We start from the raw sequence: 14,729 nt of genomic DNA, 5'->3' as shown, positions 1-14,729 counted from the left end.
CCCGGTCAGTGAGCCGCCTGGTTCCAGTCGTCGCCGCGTCCGACCTGCACGTCGAGCGGCACGCGCAGATCGGCCGCGTCGCCCATGCGGGTGCGGACGATCCGCTCGGCCGCGTCCCACTCCCCCGGCGCCACTTCGACGACGAGCTCGTCGTGAATCTGCAGAAGCACGCGCGAGGCGAGACCTTCTCGACGGATGTCGTCGTGGATGTGGAACAGCGCGATCTTCATGATGTCGGCCGCGCTGCCCTGGATCGGGGCGTTGAGCGCAGCCCGTTCGGCGTTCTCGCGCAGGACCCGGTTGGGGCTCGACAGGTCGGGGAACGGGCGACGTCGACCGAAGATTGTCTCGGTGTAGCCGACCTCCTTCGCCGCGAGCACGGATGCGCGCAGATAATCGCGCACCGCGCCGAAGCGCGCGAAATACTCGACCATGAGCTGCTTCGCCTCGGACTGCTCGATCCGCAACTGCTTCGAGAGGCCGAACGCCGACAGGCCGTACACGAGGCCGTAGGACATCGCCTTGACCTTGGTGCGCATGGCGTTGGTGACATCGGCCGGATCGACGCCGAAGACGCGGGCGCCGACGAACCGGTGCAGGTCCTCGCCGCTGTTGAAGGCCTCGATGAGCCCCTCGTCGCCCGACAGGTGCGCCATGATGCGCATCTCGATCTGCGAGTAGTCGGCGGTGAGGAGCGCCTCGTATCCCTCGCCCACCCGGAACGCGCTGCGGATACGGCGGGACTCCTCGGTGCGCACCGGGATGTTCTGCAGGTTCGGGTCGGTGCTCGACAGTCGACCGGTCTGGCTGCCGGTCTGCACGTAGGTGGTGTGGATGCGGCCGTCGGCCCCGATGGCGGTGTCGAGCGACTCGATGATCTGACGGAGCTTCGTCGCCTCGCGGTGCTGCAGCAGCAGGTTCAGGAAGGGATGCGGGTGCGACTCCTGCAGGTCGGCGAGCACCGCCGCGTCGGTCGAGTAGCCCGTCTTCGTCTTGCGGGTCTTCGGCAGCTGCAGGTCTTCGAACAGCACCTCCTGCAGCTGCTTCGGGGAGCCGAGATTGAACTCGCGGCCCACGATGCCGAACGCCTCCTGAGCGAGCACGTCCGCGCGGGTCGCGAGCTCGCCCGAGAACGTCGAGAGCACATCGTGCGACACCGCGACGCCCGCGAGCTCCATGTCGGCGAGGGTCAGCAGCGTCGGCAGTTCGATGTCGGCGAGGACGGTCGCGACCGACTCGGGCAGGTCGTCACGCAGGGCGGCCGCGACGCGCAGAGCGAACCACGCCTCCTGGGACGGCGTCGCGCCCTCCGTCTCGGGCACCAGCTGCGAGGGATCGGCCTCGGGCAGCTTCTCGCCGAGGTAGCGCTCGGCGAGGTCGCCGAGGGTCTTGTCGGGGAAGCTGGGGCGCAGCAGCCAGCCGGCCAGACTCGTGTCGTAGGCGAGCCCGCCCAGGCGAACGCCCGCTCGGCCGAGCGCTTTGATCTGCACCTTCGCATCGTGCAGGACCTTGGGACGTTCCGACTCGAACCAGGGACGCAGCGCCTCGGCGAGGGCATCCGACCAGTCCGCCTCGCGCAGCTCTGTCTCGGTGGCCAGCCCGACGCGCGTCGGAAGCCCGCCCTGCGTCATGACGCGGACGGCGACCTCTCCGACGATCGAGTCCGCCCAGGCGGCGAGGTCGCTCGGGGCGGCTTCGACGGGCGTGGGCAGTTCGACCACGGATGCCGGGTCGTCGGCGACCTCGCCCGCGCCGACGGCCTCGAAGACCCGCGGCAGCAGCGTGCGGAACTCGAGGCGGGCGAAGATGTCGCGCACCGCCTGGGCATCGATCGGCGAGACGGCGAGGTCGTCCGGGGCCACGGGCAGCTCGACGTCGCGCAGGAGCCGGTTGAGCTTGCGGTTGCGGCGCACGTCGTCGATGTGCTCGCGCAGGTTGCCGCCGACGACGCCCTTGATCTCGCCGGCGCGGTCGAGCAGCTCGTCGAGCGAACCGAACTGCGTCAGCCATTTGACCGCGGTCTTCTCGCCGACCTTCGGCACGCCGGGCAGGTTGTCGCTCGTCTCGCCGACCAGCGCCGCGATGTCGGGGTACTGCTCGGGCCGGACGCCGTAGCGCTCGTGCACGGTCGTGGGGTCGTATCGCTTGAGCTGCGACACGCCTTGCACCGACGGGTAGAGCAGAGTGACGTCGTCGGTGACGAGCTGGATCGTGTCGCGATCTCCGGAGACGACGAGGACGTCGTAGCCCTGTGCGGCGCCCTGCGTCGAGAGGGTCGCGAGGATGTCGTCCGCCTCGAAACCCTCTTTGGTCAGTACGGGGATCGACATGGCTGCGAGGCAGTCCTGCAGCAGCGGGATCTGGCCGCGGAACTCCTGCGGAGTCTCGGAACGGGTCGCCTTGTACTCGGGGTACTCGTCGGTGCGGAAGGAGTGGCGGGACGTGTCGAAGGCGATCGCCATGTGCGTGGGCTGCTCGGCTTTGATGAGGTTCACCAGCATCGACAGGAAACCGTAGATGGCGTTCGTGTGCTGGTTGTCCTTCGTGGTGAAGTTCTCGACCGGCAGCGCGAAGAAGGCGCGGTAGGCGAGCGAATGGCCGTCGACGACCATGAGGGTAGGCTTTGCGGAGTCCGTCACCCTGCCAGCCTAACGAGGACCACGGACACGCGCCGGAGGAGGATGCATGAGCGAGGTCGCGACCAGCGGAGGACTCGAATGGGCCGCCGCCCGCGGGATGGGGGCACTGGCCGAGAAGATGGGCCTGGAGTTCACCGAGTTCACCGTGGAGCGCTCGGTCGCGACGATTCCGGTGGAGGGCAACACCCAGCCGGTCGGCCTGCTGCACGGCGGTGCCTACGTCGTGCTGGGAGAGTCGCTCGGTTCCATGGCGGCCAACCTGTATGCGGGGCCCGGGCGTCTCGCCGTCGGCGTCGACATCAACGCGACCCACACGCGTTCCGCGACCTCGGGCATCGTGACCGGCGTCTGCACGCCGATCCACCTGGGGCGCAGCATGACCGTGCACGAGATCGTCGTGACCGACGATCAGGGCCGGCGGTGCTCGACCATCCGCATCACGAACATGATCAAGGACGCGCCGACGGAGCGCTGATCCCTTCTTCCAGCAGACGCTGGAACAGGATGTGGTCCTGCCACTCCCCCGCGATCCGCAGGTAACGCGGGGCCAGGCCGATACGCGTGAAGCCGTTCGCCGCGAGCACCCGCTGCGACGCGACATTGTGAACGAGGGTGCCGGCCTGCACGCGGTGCAGGCGGAGCTCGTCGCGCGCGTATCCCAGCACGTGCGCGACGGCCGCGGTGGCGATGCCGCGACCCTCCAGACGGGCATCCACCCAGTAGCCGAGGTCGGCGTTGTCGAATGCACCGCGCACGATGCCGTTCAGATTGAACCGGCCGCGGATCTCCCCGCCAGGTCCCTCGACGACGAACCGCGCGGCCCGTCCGGACGATGTTTCAGCGAGGGAGCGGCGCACGTCGGCGTCCTGCACGGCGGCGGTGAAGAACGACGCCGGCCGCAGGGGCTCCCACGGCTCCAGGTGCGCCCGATTCGCGGAGTACGCCCGAGCGAGCGCCGCACCGTCGTCGGCGCGCAGCAGGCGGAGGGTGTGCTCGGCGTCGAGCGCGAACACTACTTCTTCGGAGCGAGCTGCTCGATGATCGCCTTCGCGACGTCCTGCATCGTGAGGCGGCGGTCCATCGAAGCCTTCTGGATCCAGCGGAACGCCTCCGGCTCGCTCAGGCCCATCTTCTCGTTCAGCAGGCCCTTCGCCCGGTCGACGAGCTTGCGGGTCTCGAAGCGCTCGACCATGTCGGCGACCTCGGCCTCGAGCGTGATGATCTGCTCGTGACGGGCGAGGGCGATCTCGATCGCCGGCAGCAGATCGTTCGGGGTGAACGGCTTGACGACGTACGCCAGTGCGCCGGCCTCGCTGGCCCGCTCGACGAGTTCCTTCTGGCTGAACGCCGTCAGCAGCACGACGGGCGCGATGTTGCCCTTGTGCAGCTTCTCGGCAGCGCTGATGCCGTCGAGCTGGGGCATCTTCACGTCCATGATGACCAGGTCGGGGCGCAGTTCGGTGGCGAGAGCGACAGCGGTCTCGCCGTCGCCGGCCTCGCCCACCACGTCGAAGCCGTTGTCGCGGAGGATCTCGACGATGTCGAGACGGATCAGCGATTCGTCTTCGGCGACGACGACGCGTCGGGGTGCGGAGGACGTGGGCTGCTCGGCCTGTTCTTGCTCGGTCACACGACCATGCTACCGGAGTCGCCTGCGCCGACGGCGGTGCACCGCGGCGCGGGCACGGGAACGGCCGGCCGCTGCGCTACAGTCGTAGACGCGACACACGAGCCGGCGTGGCGGAATGGCAGACGCGGAGCACTCAAAATGCTTTGTCCTCACGGGCGTGTGGGTTCGAGTCCCACCGCCGGCACCGATCGGGCGATCAGTCGCCCGCGAGAGCGGCGACCTCGGCGATGACCCTCGGGTCGGCGAGCACGCGGAAGTGGCCTCCCGTGTCGAGCCGCACGTTCTTCGCCCCCGGCAGTTCGCTCCCTTCGGGGATGTGCGGGTCGAACGAGCCGTAGACCGACACGATGCGGGCGTTCACCTCGTGGTGCCGGCCGAGCGAGAGGATCCCGGGGTCATCGGGCGAGAACGCCCGCAGCGTGCGGGAGGGCAGATGCCGGGCGTAGCGCGAGCCGCCGAAGGGCGTCGCGACGGCGACCATGCCGCGCACGCGAGCGCCCTCCTCCCCCACCATCGCGAGCTTCCCTGCCAGGCCGCCCTTGCTGTGCGCGACGATGACGGCGTCGCGCACGTCCTCCTCGCGGAGGTGGTGCTCGACGATCGCCGTCATCTCTGCCACGGGACGTTGACTGCGTTCGAGAGCATCCAGCACGTGGATCGGATGCCCCTGCCCGTGCAGGTGCGCGATGAGCGGTTGCAGGAAGCGCCAGGTCTCGTACACGCCCGGCAGTACGACGATCGTCCGGCGGGGTCCGTCGGCGAATGCGTCGGCCGACGTTCTGCTGGTGAAGGCGCGCACCTGCCAGTACCCCGCGTAGGCGTAGTCGGCGGCCCACCAGGCCGCGCGGCGCAGGAGCCCGGTCATCCGGCGTCACCGCGCGTGGCGTCGGCGACCTCGCCGGGCAGTGACCGCGGCCACGTCCCCGCGACGTGCGACAGGATCGCCGAGGCCACGGCGCGCGGCGCCGACTGCTGCACGACGTGGTGCTTCCCCGGCACTTCGACGCATCTCGACACCGGCGCGAGATCGCGTAGACGACGCGTCCAGTCCCGGCCGGCGATGGGATCCTTCTCGCCGCGTATCAGCAGGAGAGGAACGGTCAGCTCGGCGACGCGGTCCTCGAGCGGGTGGGTGAGCATGTGTCGCGCCTGAGTGAGGTACCAGCGGATGCCGCATCGCAGATAGTCGGTGAAGACCACCAGGTTGATGAGGGGCGACTCGCCCAGCGTGTCCACCGCGAGGGCGCGGGCCTGCGCCGTGAGCGTGCGGTGCGCGTCGTCGGCGACCGGCCCGATCGCGACGACGCCCTGCACCGCTTCGGGATGCCGGACCGCCAGTTCGACGGCCCACTGGGCGCCCATCGAATGGCCCACGACGACGATGCGACGCTCGGTCACGGCCGGCAGCACGGCGGCCAGGAGATCGGCCATGCGGGCGATGTCGAGATCCTCGCGCGGCTTGCGCAGCCCGCCGAAGCCGGGGAGATCGATGGAGGCGACGCTCCCGCGGAACGAGAGCATCCGGTGCAGACGCGTGAGATACCGATGCGACATGCCGATGCCGTGGATGAGCACGAAGAACGGGGCGTCGGGTTCGGCGTGCACACGACTTGTGATGCGGAACACGAATCCGCCGACGGACACGAGGCGGCGCAGATCAGGCATGACCGAACGGTATCGAGCACGTGCCCGCTGCGGGAACAGGCTTGACGCGGCCGGGCGCACCTGGCAATCGCGCCGGAACGCCGGAGGGGACGAGGCCGCAGCCCCGTCCCCTCCGCAACCCGTGGGTCAGGCGTTCTCCTTGTAGATCGGAGCCGCGCCGCCGACGGCATCCCCGACCTTGTGGACGCGGATGTCGTTCGTCGAGCCGACGATTCCGGGAGGGGAACCGGAGATCACGACGACCTTGTCGCCCTCGGCCGCCAGACCGTTGGAGAGCAGGTAGTCGTCAACCTGCAGGTACATGAGGTCGGTGTGCTGCACCATCTCGACGAGCGTCGAGCGGATGCCCCATGTGAGGGCCATACGGCGACGGATGCCGGGCTCGGGCGTGAAGGCCAGCATCGGGATGCGCGAGCGGAGGCGCGACAGACGACGGGCGCTGTCGCCCGACTGCGTGAAGACGCAGAGGAACTTCGCCTCGACGAACTCCGCGACCTCGAGAGCGGCCAGCGTGATCGCCCCGCCCTGGGTGCGCGGCTTCGTGGTGAGCGGAGCGATGCGCTCGAGGCCGTGCTCCTCGGTGGACTCGATGATGCGGGCCATCGTCTCGACGACGACGACCGGGTAGTCGCCGACGCTCGTCTCGCCCGAGAGCATCACGGCGTCTGCACCGTCGAGCACCGCGTTGGCGACGTCGGAGGTCTCGGCGCGGGTGGGCACCGGGCTGTTGATCATCGACTCGAGCATCTGCGTGGCGACGATGACCGGCTTCGCGTTGCGGCGCGCGAGCTCGACGGCGCGCTTCTGCACGATCGGCACGGCCTCGAGCGGCAACTCCACGCCCAGGTCGCCGCGGGCCACCATGATGCCGTCGAAGGCGTCGACGATCTCCTCGAGCGCATCGACCGCCTGCGGCTTCTCGACCTTGGCGATCACGGGGACGCGCACGCCCTCCTCCGCCATGATCTCGTGCACGCGCGTGACGTCGGCCGCGTTCCGGACGAACGACAGGGCGATGAGGTCGGCACCGGTGCGCAGGCCCCACCGCAGGTCGTCCTCGTCCTTCTCGCTGAGTGCGGGGACGTTGACGGCGACGCCGGGCAGGTTGATGCCCTTGTTGTTGGAGACCGCGCCGGCGACGACGACGCGGGTGGTCACCGTCACGCCGTCGGTCTCGACGACCTCGACGCGCACCTTGCCGTCGTCGATGAGAAGGAAGTCGCCCGGCTTGACGTCCTGGGGCAGTCCCTTGAACGTCGTGCCGCAGATCTCCTTGTTGCCGATGATGTCTTCGGTCGTGATCTTGAAGATGTCGCCCTTGGCGAGCTCGTAGGGCCCGTCCTCGAAGCGGCCGAGGCGGATCTTCGGGCCCTGCAGGTCGACCAGCACCGCCACGGCGCGACCGGAGTCCTCGGCGGCCCGGCGGACATTGGCGTAGTTGTTGTCGTGCACGGAGTAGTCGCCGTGGCTGAGGTTCAGGCGGGCCACGTCCACGCCGGCGTCGATCAGTGCGCGCACGGTCTCGTAGGTGGAAGTGGCGGGGCCCAGGGTGGCGACGATTTTCGCGCGTCTCAACGGATTCTCCAGGGTGATAGGGGGATGTAAATCGGGCGACGGTGCCGGCCTCAGCCTACGCGGGCTGCAGGCCGATCGCGACATCGCGCGGGCGCACCGGCGACGGGAGCACGGTCTCGCCCATGAGGTAGGCGTCGACGCTCGCCGCGGCTGCGCGTCCCTCGGCGATCGCCCAGACGATGAGCGACTGCCCGCGCCCGGCATCGCCGGCCACGAACACCCCCGACACCGACGACTCGTAGGAGTCGTCGCGCTGGAACGCGCCGCGGTCGGTCGTCTGCGGACGGAGCTCGTCGGTGAAGCCGTCGGCCTCGGGGCCGGTGAAGCCCAGGGCGATGAGCACGAGGTCCGCGGGAATCTCGCGCTCCGTGCCGCTCTTGGGCACGCGGCGGCCGTCGATGAACTCTGTCTCGGCGACGCGGATCGCACGCACCTCGCCGACCTCGTTCGGGAGGAACTCGACGGTCGACGCGAGGAAGACCCGCTCCCCACCCTCCTCGTGCGCGGACTGCACCTCGAAGACGGTCGGCATCATCGGCCACGGCTGGTGGTCGGGGCGCGTCTCGCTCGGCTGCTTGCCGATCGCGAGGTTGGTCACGCTGAGGGCACCCTGACGGTGCGCGGTCCCGATGCAGTCGGCACCGGTGTCGCCGCCGCCGATGACGACCACGTGCTTGCCCTCGGCGCTGATCTGGTCGGGCACGACGTCGCCGGCCACGGCGTGGTTCGACTCGACCAGGTACTCCATGGCGAAGTGCACACCGTGCAGATCGCGGCCGGGGATGGCGAGGTCTCGCGGCACGGTCGCCCCGGTCGCGATCACGACCGCGTCGTAGCGCGCGCGCAGGTCGGACCAGGAGATGTCCTTGCCGATCTCCACGCCGGCGCGGAACCGGGTGCCCTCCTCCTGCATCTGGCGGAGGCGGGCCTCGAGCTGGGACTTCTCCATCTTGAAGTCCGGGATGCCGTAGCGCAGCAGGCCGCCGATGCGGTCGTCCCGCTCGAAGACCGCCACCGTGTGGCCGGCACGCGTCAGCTGCTGCGCCGCGGCCAGACCGGCCGGGCCGGAGCCGACGACCGCGACCGTCTTGCCCGTCAGGCGCTCGGGCGGCTCGGGCTCGACCCATCCCTTGGCGAACGCCTCGTCGATGATCGAGACCTCGATCTGCTTGATGGTCACGGCGGGCTGATTGATACCCAGCACGCACGAGCTCTCGCAGGGCGCGGGGCACAGGCGACCGGTGAACTCCGGGAAGTTGTTCGTGGCGTGCAGCCGCTCGATCGCCGCACGGCCCTCGCCACGCCAGGTGAGGTCGTTCCACTCCGGGATGAGGTTGCCGAGAGGGCATCCGGAGTGGCAGAACGGCACGCCGCAGTCCATGCAACGACCGGCCTGCCGCTTGATCACGGCGCTGTCACCGCGCTCGTAGACCTCTTTCCAGTCCATGATGCGCACGGGAACGGGTCGACGCGGGGGCAGTTCCCGCTCGGTCACCTTCAGAAAGCCTTTGGGGTCAGCCACCGGTCACCTCCAGGATGCGGTTCCAGACGATGTCGCCGTCGGGGTCGATCCCCTCGGCCAGAGCCTCTTCGCGCATGGTGCGCACCGCGGCGTAATCGCGCGGCAGCACCTTCACGAACTCGGCGGAGACCTCGTCGAAGCGCTCCAGCATCGACGACGCCAGCGGAGAGGACGTGCGCTCAACGTGCTCCACGAGAAGACCGCGCAGCACCTCGAGGTCGGCCCGGTCGAGCGCGTCGAGGATCAGCTCGCCGCTGCTGAGCGACTGGGCGTTGATCTTCGCGGTCTCGAGGGCGTGGACGTACGCCACTCCCCCGGACATCCCGGCGCCTAGGTTGCGCCCCGTGGGTCCGAGGATCACGGCGAGGCCACCGGTCATGTACTCGAGCGCGTGGTCGCCCACGCCCTCGACGACCGCCGTCGCACCGGAGTTGCGCACGAGGAAGCGCTCGCCCACGACGCCCGAGAGGAACATGGTCCCCGCGGTGGCGCCGTAGCCGATGACATTGCCCGCGATGACGTTCTCGTGCGGTGCGATGTCCGCGCCCCGCGGCGGGCGGACCGTGATATCGCCGCCCGAGAGGCCCTTGCCGACGTAGTCGTTCGCGTCGCCCTCGAGGCGGAGGGTGATCCCCGCCGGAAGGAAGGCGCCGAGCGACTGTCCCGCCGTACCCCGCAGGGTCACGTCGATCGTCCCCTGCGGAAGGCCGGCTGCGCCGTGACGCGCCGTCACCTGGTGCCCGAGCATGGTGCCGACCGCGCGCTCGGTGTTCGCGATGGGCAGTTCCACCACCACGGGCTCGGCGTTCAGCAGAGCGTTCTTCGCGATGTCGATGAGCTGGACGTCGAAGTGCTTGTCGAGTTCGTGGTCCTGAGCCCGACGGCTGCGCCGCGCCTCCCCGGCCGGGAAGGCGGGGCCGTCGAGCACCGGACCGAGGTCGAGTCCCTCGGCCTTCCAGTGCTCGACCGCCGCGTTGGTCTCGAGCAGCTCCGTCCGGCCCACGATCTCGTCGAGCGAGCGGAAGCCGAGCTCCGCCAGGTGCTCGCGGACCTCCTCCGCGATGAACTCCATGAAGTTCACGACGAACTCGGGCTTGCCGGTGAATCGCTCGCGCAGCGCCGGGTTCTGCGTCGCGACGCCGACCGGACAGGTGTCGAGGTGGCAGACGCGCATCATGATGCATCCGCTCACCACGAGCGGGGCGGTCGCGAAACCGAACTCCTCGGCCCCCAGGAGGGCTCCGATCACGACGTCGCGGCCGGTCTTGAGCTGTCCGTCGACCTGCACGACGACGCGGTCGCGCATGCCGTTGAGCATGAGCGTCTGCTGCGTCTCGGCCAGACCGAGCTCCCACGGCGTGCCCGCGTGCTTCAGGGAGTTGAGAGGGCTCGCCCCGGTGCCGCCGTCGTGTCCGGAGACCAGGATGACGTCACTCAGCGCCTTCGCCACGCCGGCCGAGACCGCGCCGATGCCCGACTGGCTCACGAGCTTGGTGTGGATGCGCGCCTCGGGGTTCGCCCGCTTCAGGTCGAAGATGAGCTGTTTGAGATCTTCGATCGAGTAGATGTCGTGGTGCGGCGGCGGCGAGATGAGGCCGACGCCGGGCGTGCCGCCGCGCGTGCGCGCGACCCACGGGTACACCTTCTGCGGCGGCAGCTGACCGCCCTCGCCGGGCTTGGCGCCCTGCGCGAGCTTGATCTGGATGTCGTCGGCCTCGGTGAGGTACTGGCTCGTGACACCGAACCGACCGGACGCGACCTGCTTGATCGCGCTGCGGCGCTCCGGATCCATGAGACGCTCCGCGTCCTCGCCGCCCTCGCCGGTGTTCGACTTGGCGCCGATGCGGTTCATCGCGATGGCCAGGGTCTCGTGCGCCTCCTGCGAGATGGAGCCGTAGCTCATCGCGCCGGTGGAGAACCGCTTCACGATCGACGAGACCGGCTCGACCTCGTCGATCGGCACGGGCCGGCGGGTGCCGGTGCGCAGCGCGAAGAGGCCGCGCAGCGTCTTCAGCTCGGCTGCCTGGTCGTCGACGAGCTTCGTGTACTCGCGGAAGATGTCGTAGCGGCGCGTGCGCGTGGCGTGCTGCAGCTTGAACACCGTCTCGGGGCTGAACAGGTGAGGCGAGCCGTCGCGGCGCCACTGGTACTCGCCGCCCGTCCACAGCCGCTCGTGCGCGCGGGCCGCCGCGTCCTCGGGGTAGGCGTAGTCGTGACGCGCCTGGTTCTCGGCGTAGACCTCTTCGATGCCGATCCCGCCGAGCTTGGACTCGGTGCGGGTGAAGTACGCGTCGATGAACTCCTGGCTGAGGCCCACGGCCTCGAACACCTGCGCACCCGCGTACGACGACACCGTGGAGATGCCCATCTTCGACATGATCTTCAGCACGCCCTTGCCGAGCGCGTAGATGAGGTTGCGCACCGCCTTCTCGGGGGTGATACCGGTGATGTAGCCCGTGCGGGCGAGGTGCTCGACGGTCTCCATCGCGAGGTACGGATTGATCGCCGATGCGCCGTAGCCGATGAGGGTGGCCACGTGGTGGACCTCGCGCACATCGCCGGCCTCGACGATCAGACCGACCTTCATGCGGTTCTCGCGGCGGATGAGGTGGTGGTGCACCGCGGCGACCATCAGCAGCGACGGGATGGGGACGAGGTCCTTGTTCGAGTCGCGGTCCGACAGGATGATGAACTCCGCGCCGGCCGCGATCGCCTCGTCGACCTCTCCGCACATCTCGTCGAGACGGGCCGCCAGGCTCTGGGGGCCTGCATCGAAGTGGTAGAGACCGCGGATCGTCACGCTGGAGCGGTCGGGCAGCGCCTTGTCGATGTGGCGGATCTTCGCCAGCTCGTCGTTGTCGATCACGGGGAAGTCGAGCGACACCGTACGCGTGTGCTCGGGGCCCCAGGTGAGCAGGTTGCTCTCGGGGCCCAGACCGAGCTTGAGGCTGGTGACGACCTCTTCGCGGATCGAGTCCAGCGGCGGGTTGGTGACCTGCGCGAACTGCTGGGTGAAGTAGTCGAACAGCAGGCGCGGACGCTTGCTGAGCACCGCGATGGGCGTGTCCGATCCCATGGCGCCCAGCGGCTCCGCGCCGTTCTGACCCATCGGGGTGAGGAGGATGCGGACCTCCTCCTCGGTGTACCCGAAGGTGCGCTGGCGGCGGGTGATCGAGGCCGGCGGGTGCACGATGTGCTCGCGCTCGGGGAGTTCCGCGAGGCGCACGTTGCCCGCGTCGAGCCACTCCTGCCAGGGCTCGAGCGTCGCGAGGTCGTGCTTGATCTCCTCGTCCTCGACGATGCGTCCCTGCGCGGTGTCGACGAGGAACATCTTGCCGGGGCGCAGGCGGCCGCGGCGCTTGATGCGCTCGGGCTCGAAGGTGAGCACACCGGTCTCCGAGCCGATGACGATCAGCCCGTCGGTGGTCTCGGTCCAGCGTCCGGGGCGGAGCCCGTTGCGGTCGAGCGTGGCGCCCACAAGCGTGCCGTCGGTGAAGATCAGGGCGGCGGGGCCGTCCCACGGCTCCATCTGGTTCGAGTGGTACTCGTAGAAGGCGCGCAGCTCCGGCGAGATGTCGGTCTGCTTCTCGTACGCCTCCGGAACCATCATCATGATGGCGTGCGGGAGACTGCGCCCGGTCAGCGTGAGCAGTTCGAGCACCTCGTCGAACGAGGCGGAGTCGCTCGCGCCGTCGGTGCAGATCGGCAGGAGCGGCTTCATGTCGCCGAGCAGCTCGGACTCGAGCTGCGATTGCCGGGCGCGCATCCAGTTGCGGTTGCCTCCGACGGTGTTGATCTCGCCGTTGTGGGCGAGCATCCGCAGCGGCTGCGCGAGCGGCCACGACGGGAAGGTGTTCGTCGAGTAGCGCGAGTGCACCACGGCGAGCTCGGAGGCGAACCGCTCGTCCTGCAGATCGGGGTAGAACGGCTCGAGCTGCAGGGTCGTGACCATGCCCTTGTACCCGAGGGTGCGGCTCGAGAGCGTGACGAAGTAGGCGCCGAGCTGCTGACCGGCGCGCTTGCGCAGGCGATACGCGACGCGGTCGAGCGCGATGCCCGTGAGCGGGGCGTGGGCATGCGTGGTGCCGCCGGCGCTCACGAACAGCTGCTCGAAGGCGGGGCGGGCCTCGTCGGCGAGCTTGCCCAGGTTCTCGTTCGCGGTCGGGACGTCGCGCCACCCGAGCACCCGCAGTCCCTCGTCGCGAGCGATGCGTTCGATGCCGGCCTTCTGCTGGCGGCGGTCGCTCGAGTCGCGGGGCAGGAACGCGAGACCCGCGGCGTACTCCCCCATCGGCGGCAGTTCGAAGTCGGTGACCGCGCGGAGGAAGGCATCCGGCATCTGCGTGAGGATGCCCGCTCCGTCGCCGGTTCCGGCGTCGGAGCCGATCGCACCGCGGTGCTCGAGGTTGCGCAGCGCTTCGAGGGCCAGCGCGATGATGTCGTGCCCCGCCTCACCGCGGAGCGTCGCCACCATCGCGAGGCCGCAGGCGTCCTTCTCGAACGCCGGGTTGTACATGCCCTGCTGCGGGGGGTAGGCGCCGGAGGCGCCGTAAGGGGGCTGGAAGTACACCAGTAACCGTCCTCAGAGTCTCGAAAGGGAACCGGGGACGACGTTGGCCCGCTCGTTCAGTGCATATGGTCTCGCGCCACGAGGTGGCGGCGTTATCGAGAGCCGTCCTCGCTCGTGGGAGCGGCGCTTGTGGCGGTGGCTCCTGCGGTGACTGCGTCTGCCGGAGGCTCGCTCACGTCGACGAAGTCAGAGGGATTGTTCTGCGATTGTACATCAGCGCCGTCGAGGTCCTTCCGCGACCGGCCGGGGGCGTACGGCGACGGCTCGAGGCCGGGGTGACGACGCGTCTGCACGACGAGGATGACGATGCCGACGAGGATGCCGATGATCGCGGCGAGCACGTTGCTGCGCAGGCCCAGGATGATCTCGCTCGGGTCGATGCGGATCGACTCCCACACCACACGACCGGCCGAGTACCAGATGAGGTAGATCGCGAAGAGACGACCCCACTGGAAGAACAGCTTCCGGCTCAGCCACAGCAGCACGAGCACGCCGAGGCCGTTCCAGATCACCTCGTAGAGGAACGTGGGATGGAAGAGGGTGCCCTCCGGGAGTCCCGGGGGGAAGGCGCTGTTGGTGGACTCGATCTCGAGACCCCAGGGGAGGTCGGTCGGCAGGCCGTAGAGCTCGTGGTTGAACCAGTTGCCGAAGCGGCCCATGGCCTGTGCGAGCAGCAGGCCGGGGGCGAGAGCGTCGGCGAACGACCAGAAACGGATGCCGGTCCACCTGCAGCCAAGGTACGCGCCGATCGCACCGCCGATGAGAGCACCGAAGATCGCGATGCCGCCCTCCCAGATCGCCCAGACAGAACCGGGCATGAAGGGGTTCCAGGTGTTCTTGTCCGGACCGAAGTAGTCGTTCGGGTGGGTCGCGACATGGAAGATGCGCGCGCCGATGATCGCCAGCGGCACCGCGAGGATCGAGATGTCGATGACGACCCAGGGCTCGCCCCCGCGCTTGGTGAGGCGGTGGTTGGTGAGCAGCACGGCGACGATGATGCCGGCGATGATGCACAACGCGTAGTAGTGGATCGTGACCGGGCCGATCTGGAACGACGAGCTCGGAGGGCTCGGGATGCTGGTGAGCACGCCGGTGACGGTGCTGTGGAGCGCGAGGGACATGAATGCG

The 14,729-nt window shown here is 69.2% G+C and carries 10 protein-coding genes and 1 tRNA gene; 2 read left to right on the top strand and 9 right to left on the bottom strand.

All coding sequences use genetic code 11. From position 1 onward, the window contains the following. Window positions 1-5 precede the first annotated feature (5 nt). Window positions 6-2,639 carry a DNA polymerase I gene (gene polA / locus AC3A3J_RS10330; RefSeq protein WP_487672188.1) on the bottom strand — a complete coding sequence of 878 codons (2,634 nt, stop codon included), beginning with the start codon at window positions 2,637-2,639 and terminating at the stop codon, window positions 6-8. 46 nt (window positions 2,640-2,685) lie between these two features. On the opposite strand from polA, the gene AC3A3J_RS10325 reads away from it, so the two are divergent. After that, entirely contained in the window at window positions 2,686-3,114 is a 429-nt protein-coding gene (locus AC3A3J_RS10325) for a hotdog fold thioesterase (protein WP_487672187.1), read from the top strand. Here the strand turns inward: AC3A3J_RS10325 and AC3A3J_RS10320 are convergent. Together AC3A3J_RS10320 and AC3A3J_RS10315 are read right to left on the bottom strand one after the other, a co-directional pair. Next, window positions 3,089-3,652, bottom strand: a complete 564-nt coding sequence (locus AC3A3J_RS10320) for a GNAT family N-acetyltransferase (RefSeq protein WP_487672186.1) — start codon at window positions 3,650-3,652, stop codon at window positions 3,089-3,091. The two genes, AC3A3J_RS10325 and AC3A3J_RS10320, sit on opposite strands and share 26 nt — an antisense overlap. After that, the gene (locus tag AC3A3J_RS10315) at window positions 3,652-4,269 is read right to left on the bottom strand and encodes an ANTAR domain-containing response regulator (protein ID WP_314647414.1); all 618 of its coding nucleotides are present in this window, start codon (window positions 4,267-4,269) and stop codon (window positions 3,652-3,654) included. The genes AC3A3J_RS10320 and AC3A3J_RS10315 overlap by 1 nt, the downstream gene beginning before the upstream one ends. A 101-nt stretch (window positions 4,270-4,370) precedes the next feature. Here AC3A3J_RS10315 and AC3A3J_RS10310 point away from each other — a divergent pair. Then, window positions 4,371-4,453 (top strand) — tRNA-Leu (locus tag AC3A3J_RS10310). 12 nt (window positions 4,454-4,465) lie between these two features. Here the strand turns inward: AC3A3J_RS10310 and AC3A3J_RS10305 are convergent. The 6 genes from AC3A3J_RS10305 to lgt all read right to left on the bottom strand — a co-directional run bounded on the left by AC3A3J_RS10305 (window position 4,466) and on the right by lgt (window position 14,722). Next, window positions 4,466-5,134, bottom strand: coding sequence for an esterase/lipase family protein (locus tag AC3A3J_RS10305; protein ID WP_487672185.1), 669 nt, complete (start codon window positions 5,132-5,134; stop codon window positions 4,466-4,468). Further along, entirely contained in the window at window positions 5,131-5,934 is an 804-nt protein-coding gene (locus tag AC3A3J_RS10300) for an alpha/beta fold hydrolase (protein WP_487672184.1), read from the bottom strand. Before AC3A3J_RS10300 ends, AC3A3J_RS10305 begins: the two co-directional genes overlap by 4 nt. Before the next feature lie 126 nt (window positions 5,935-6,060). After that, window positions 6,061-7,509, bottom strand: coding sequence for a pyruvate kinase (gene pyk / locus AC3A3J_RS10295; protein WP_487672183.1), 1,449 nt, complete (start codon window positions 7,507-7,509; stop codon window positions 6,061-6,063). Window positions 7,510-7,564: 55 nt separating this feature from the next. Then, complete coding sequence (locus AC3A3J_RS10290; protein WP_487672182.1) at window positions 7,565-9,031, bottom strand: glutamate synthase subunit beta; 1,467 nt, start codon at window positions 9,029-9,031, stop codon at window positions 7,565-7,567. Then, window positions 9,024-13,547 carry a glutamate synthase large subunit gene (gene gltB / locus AC3A3J_RS10285; protein ID WP_487673097.1) on the bottom strand — a complete coding sequence of 1,508 codons (4,524 nt, stop codon included), beginning with the start codon at window positions 13,545-13,547 and terminating at the stop codon, window positions 9,024-9,026. The genes AC3A3J_RS10290 and gltB overlap by 8 nt, the downstream gene beginning before the upstream one ends. A 146-nt stretch (window positions 13,548-13,693) precedes the next feature. Next, window positions 13,694-14,722, bottom strand: a complete 1,029-nt coding sequence (gene lgt, locus AC3A3J_RS10280) for a prolipoprotein diacylglyceryl transferase (RefSeq protein ID WP_487672181.1) — start codon at window positions 14,720-14,722, stop codon at window positions 13,694-13,696. Window positions 14,723-14,729: the final 7 nt, after the last annotated feature.

The organism is Microbacterium sp. Soil_N32 (assembly GCF_057655505.1).
Note: the sequence above shows the minus strand (reverse complement) of the source record. Positions and strands in the feature narration are given on the sequence as shown.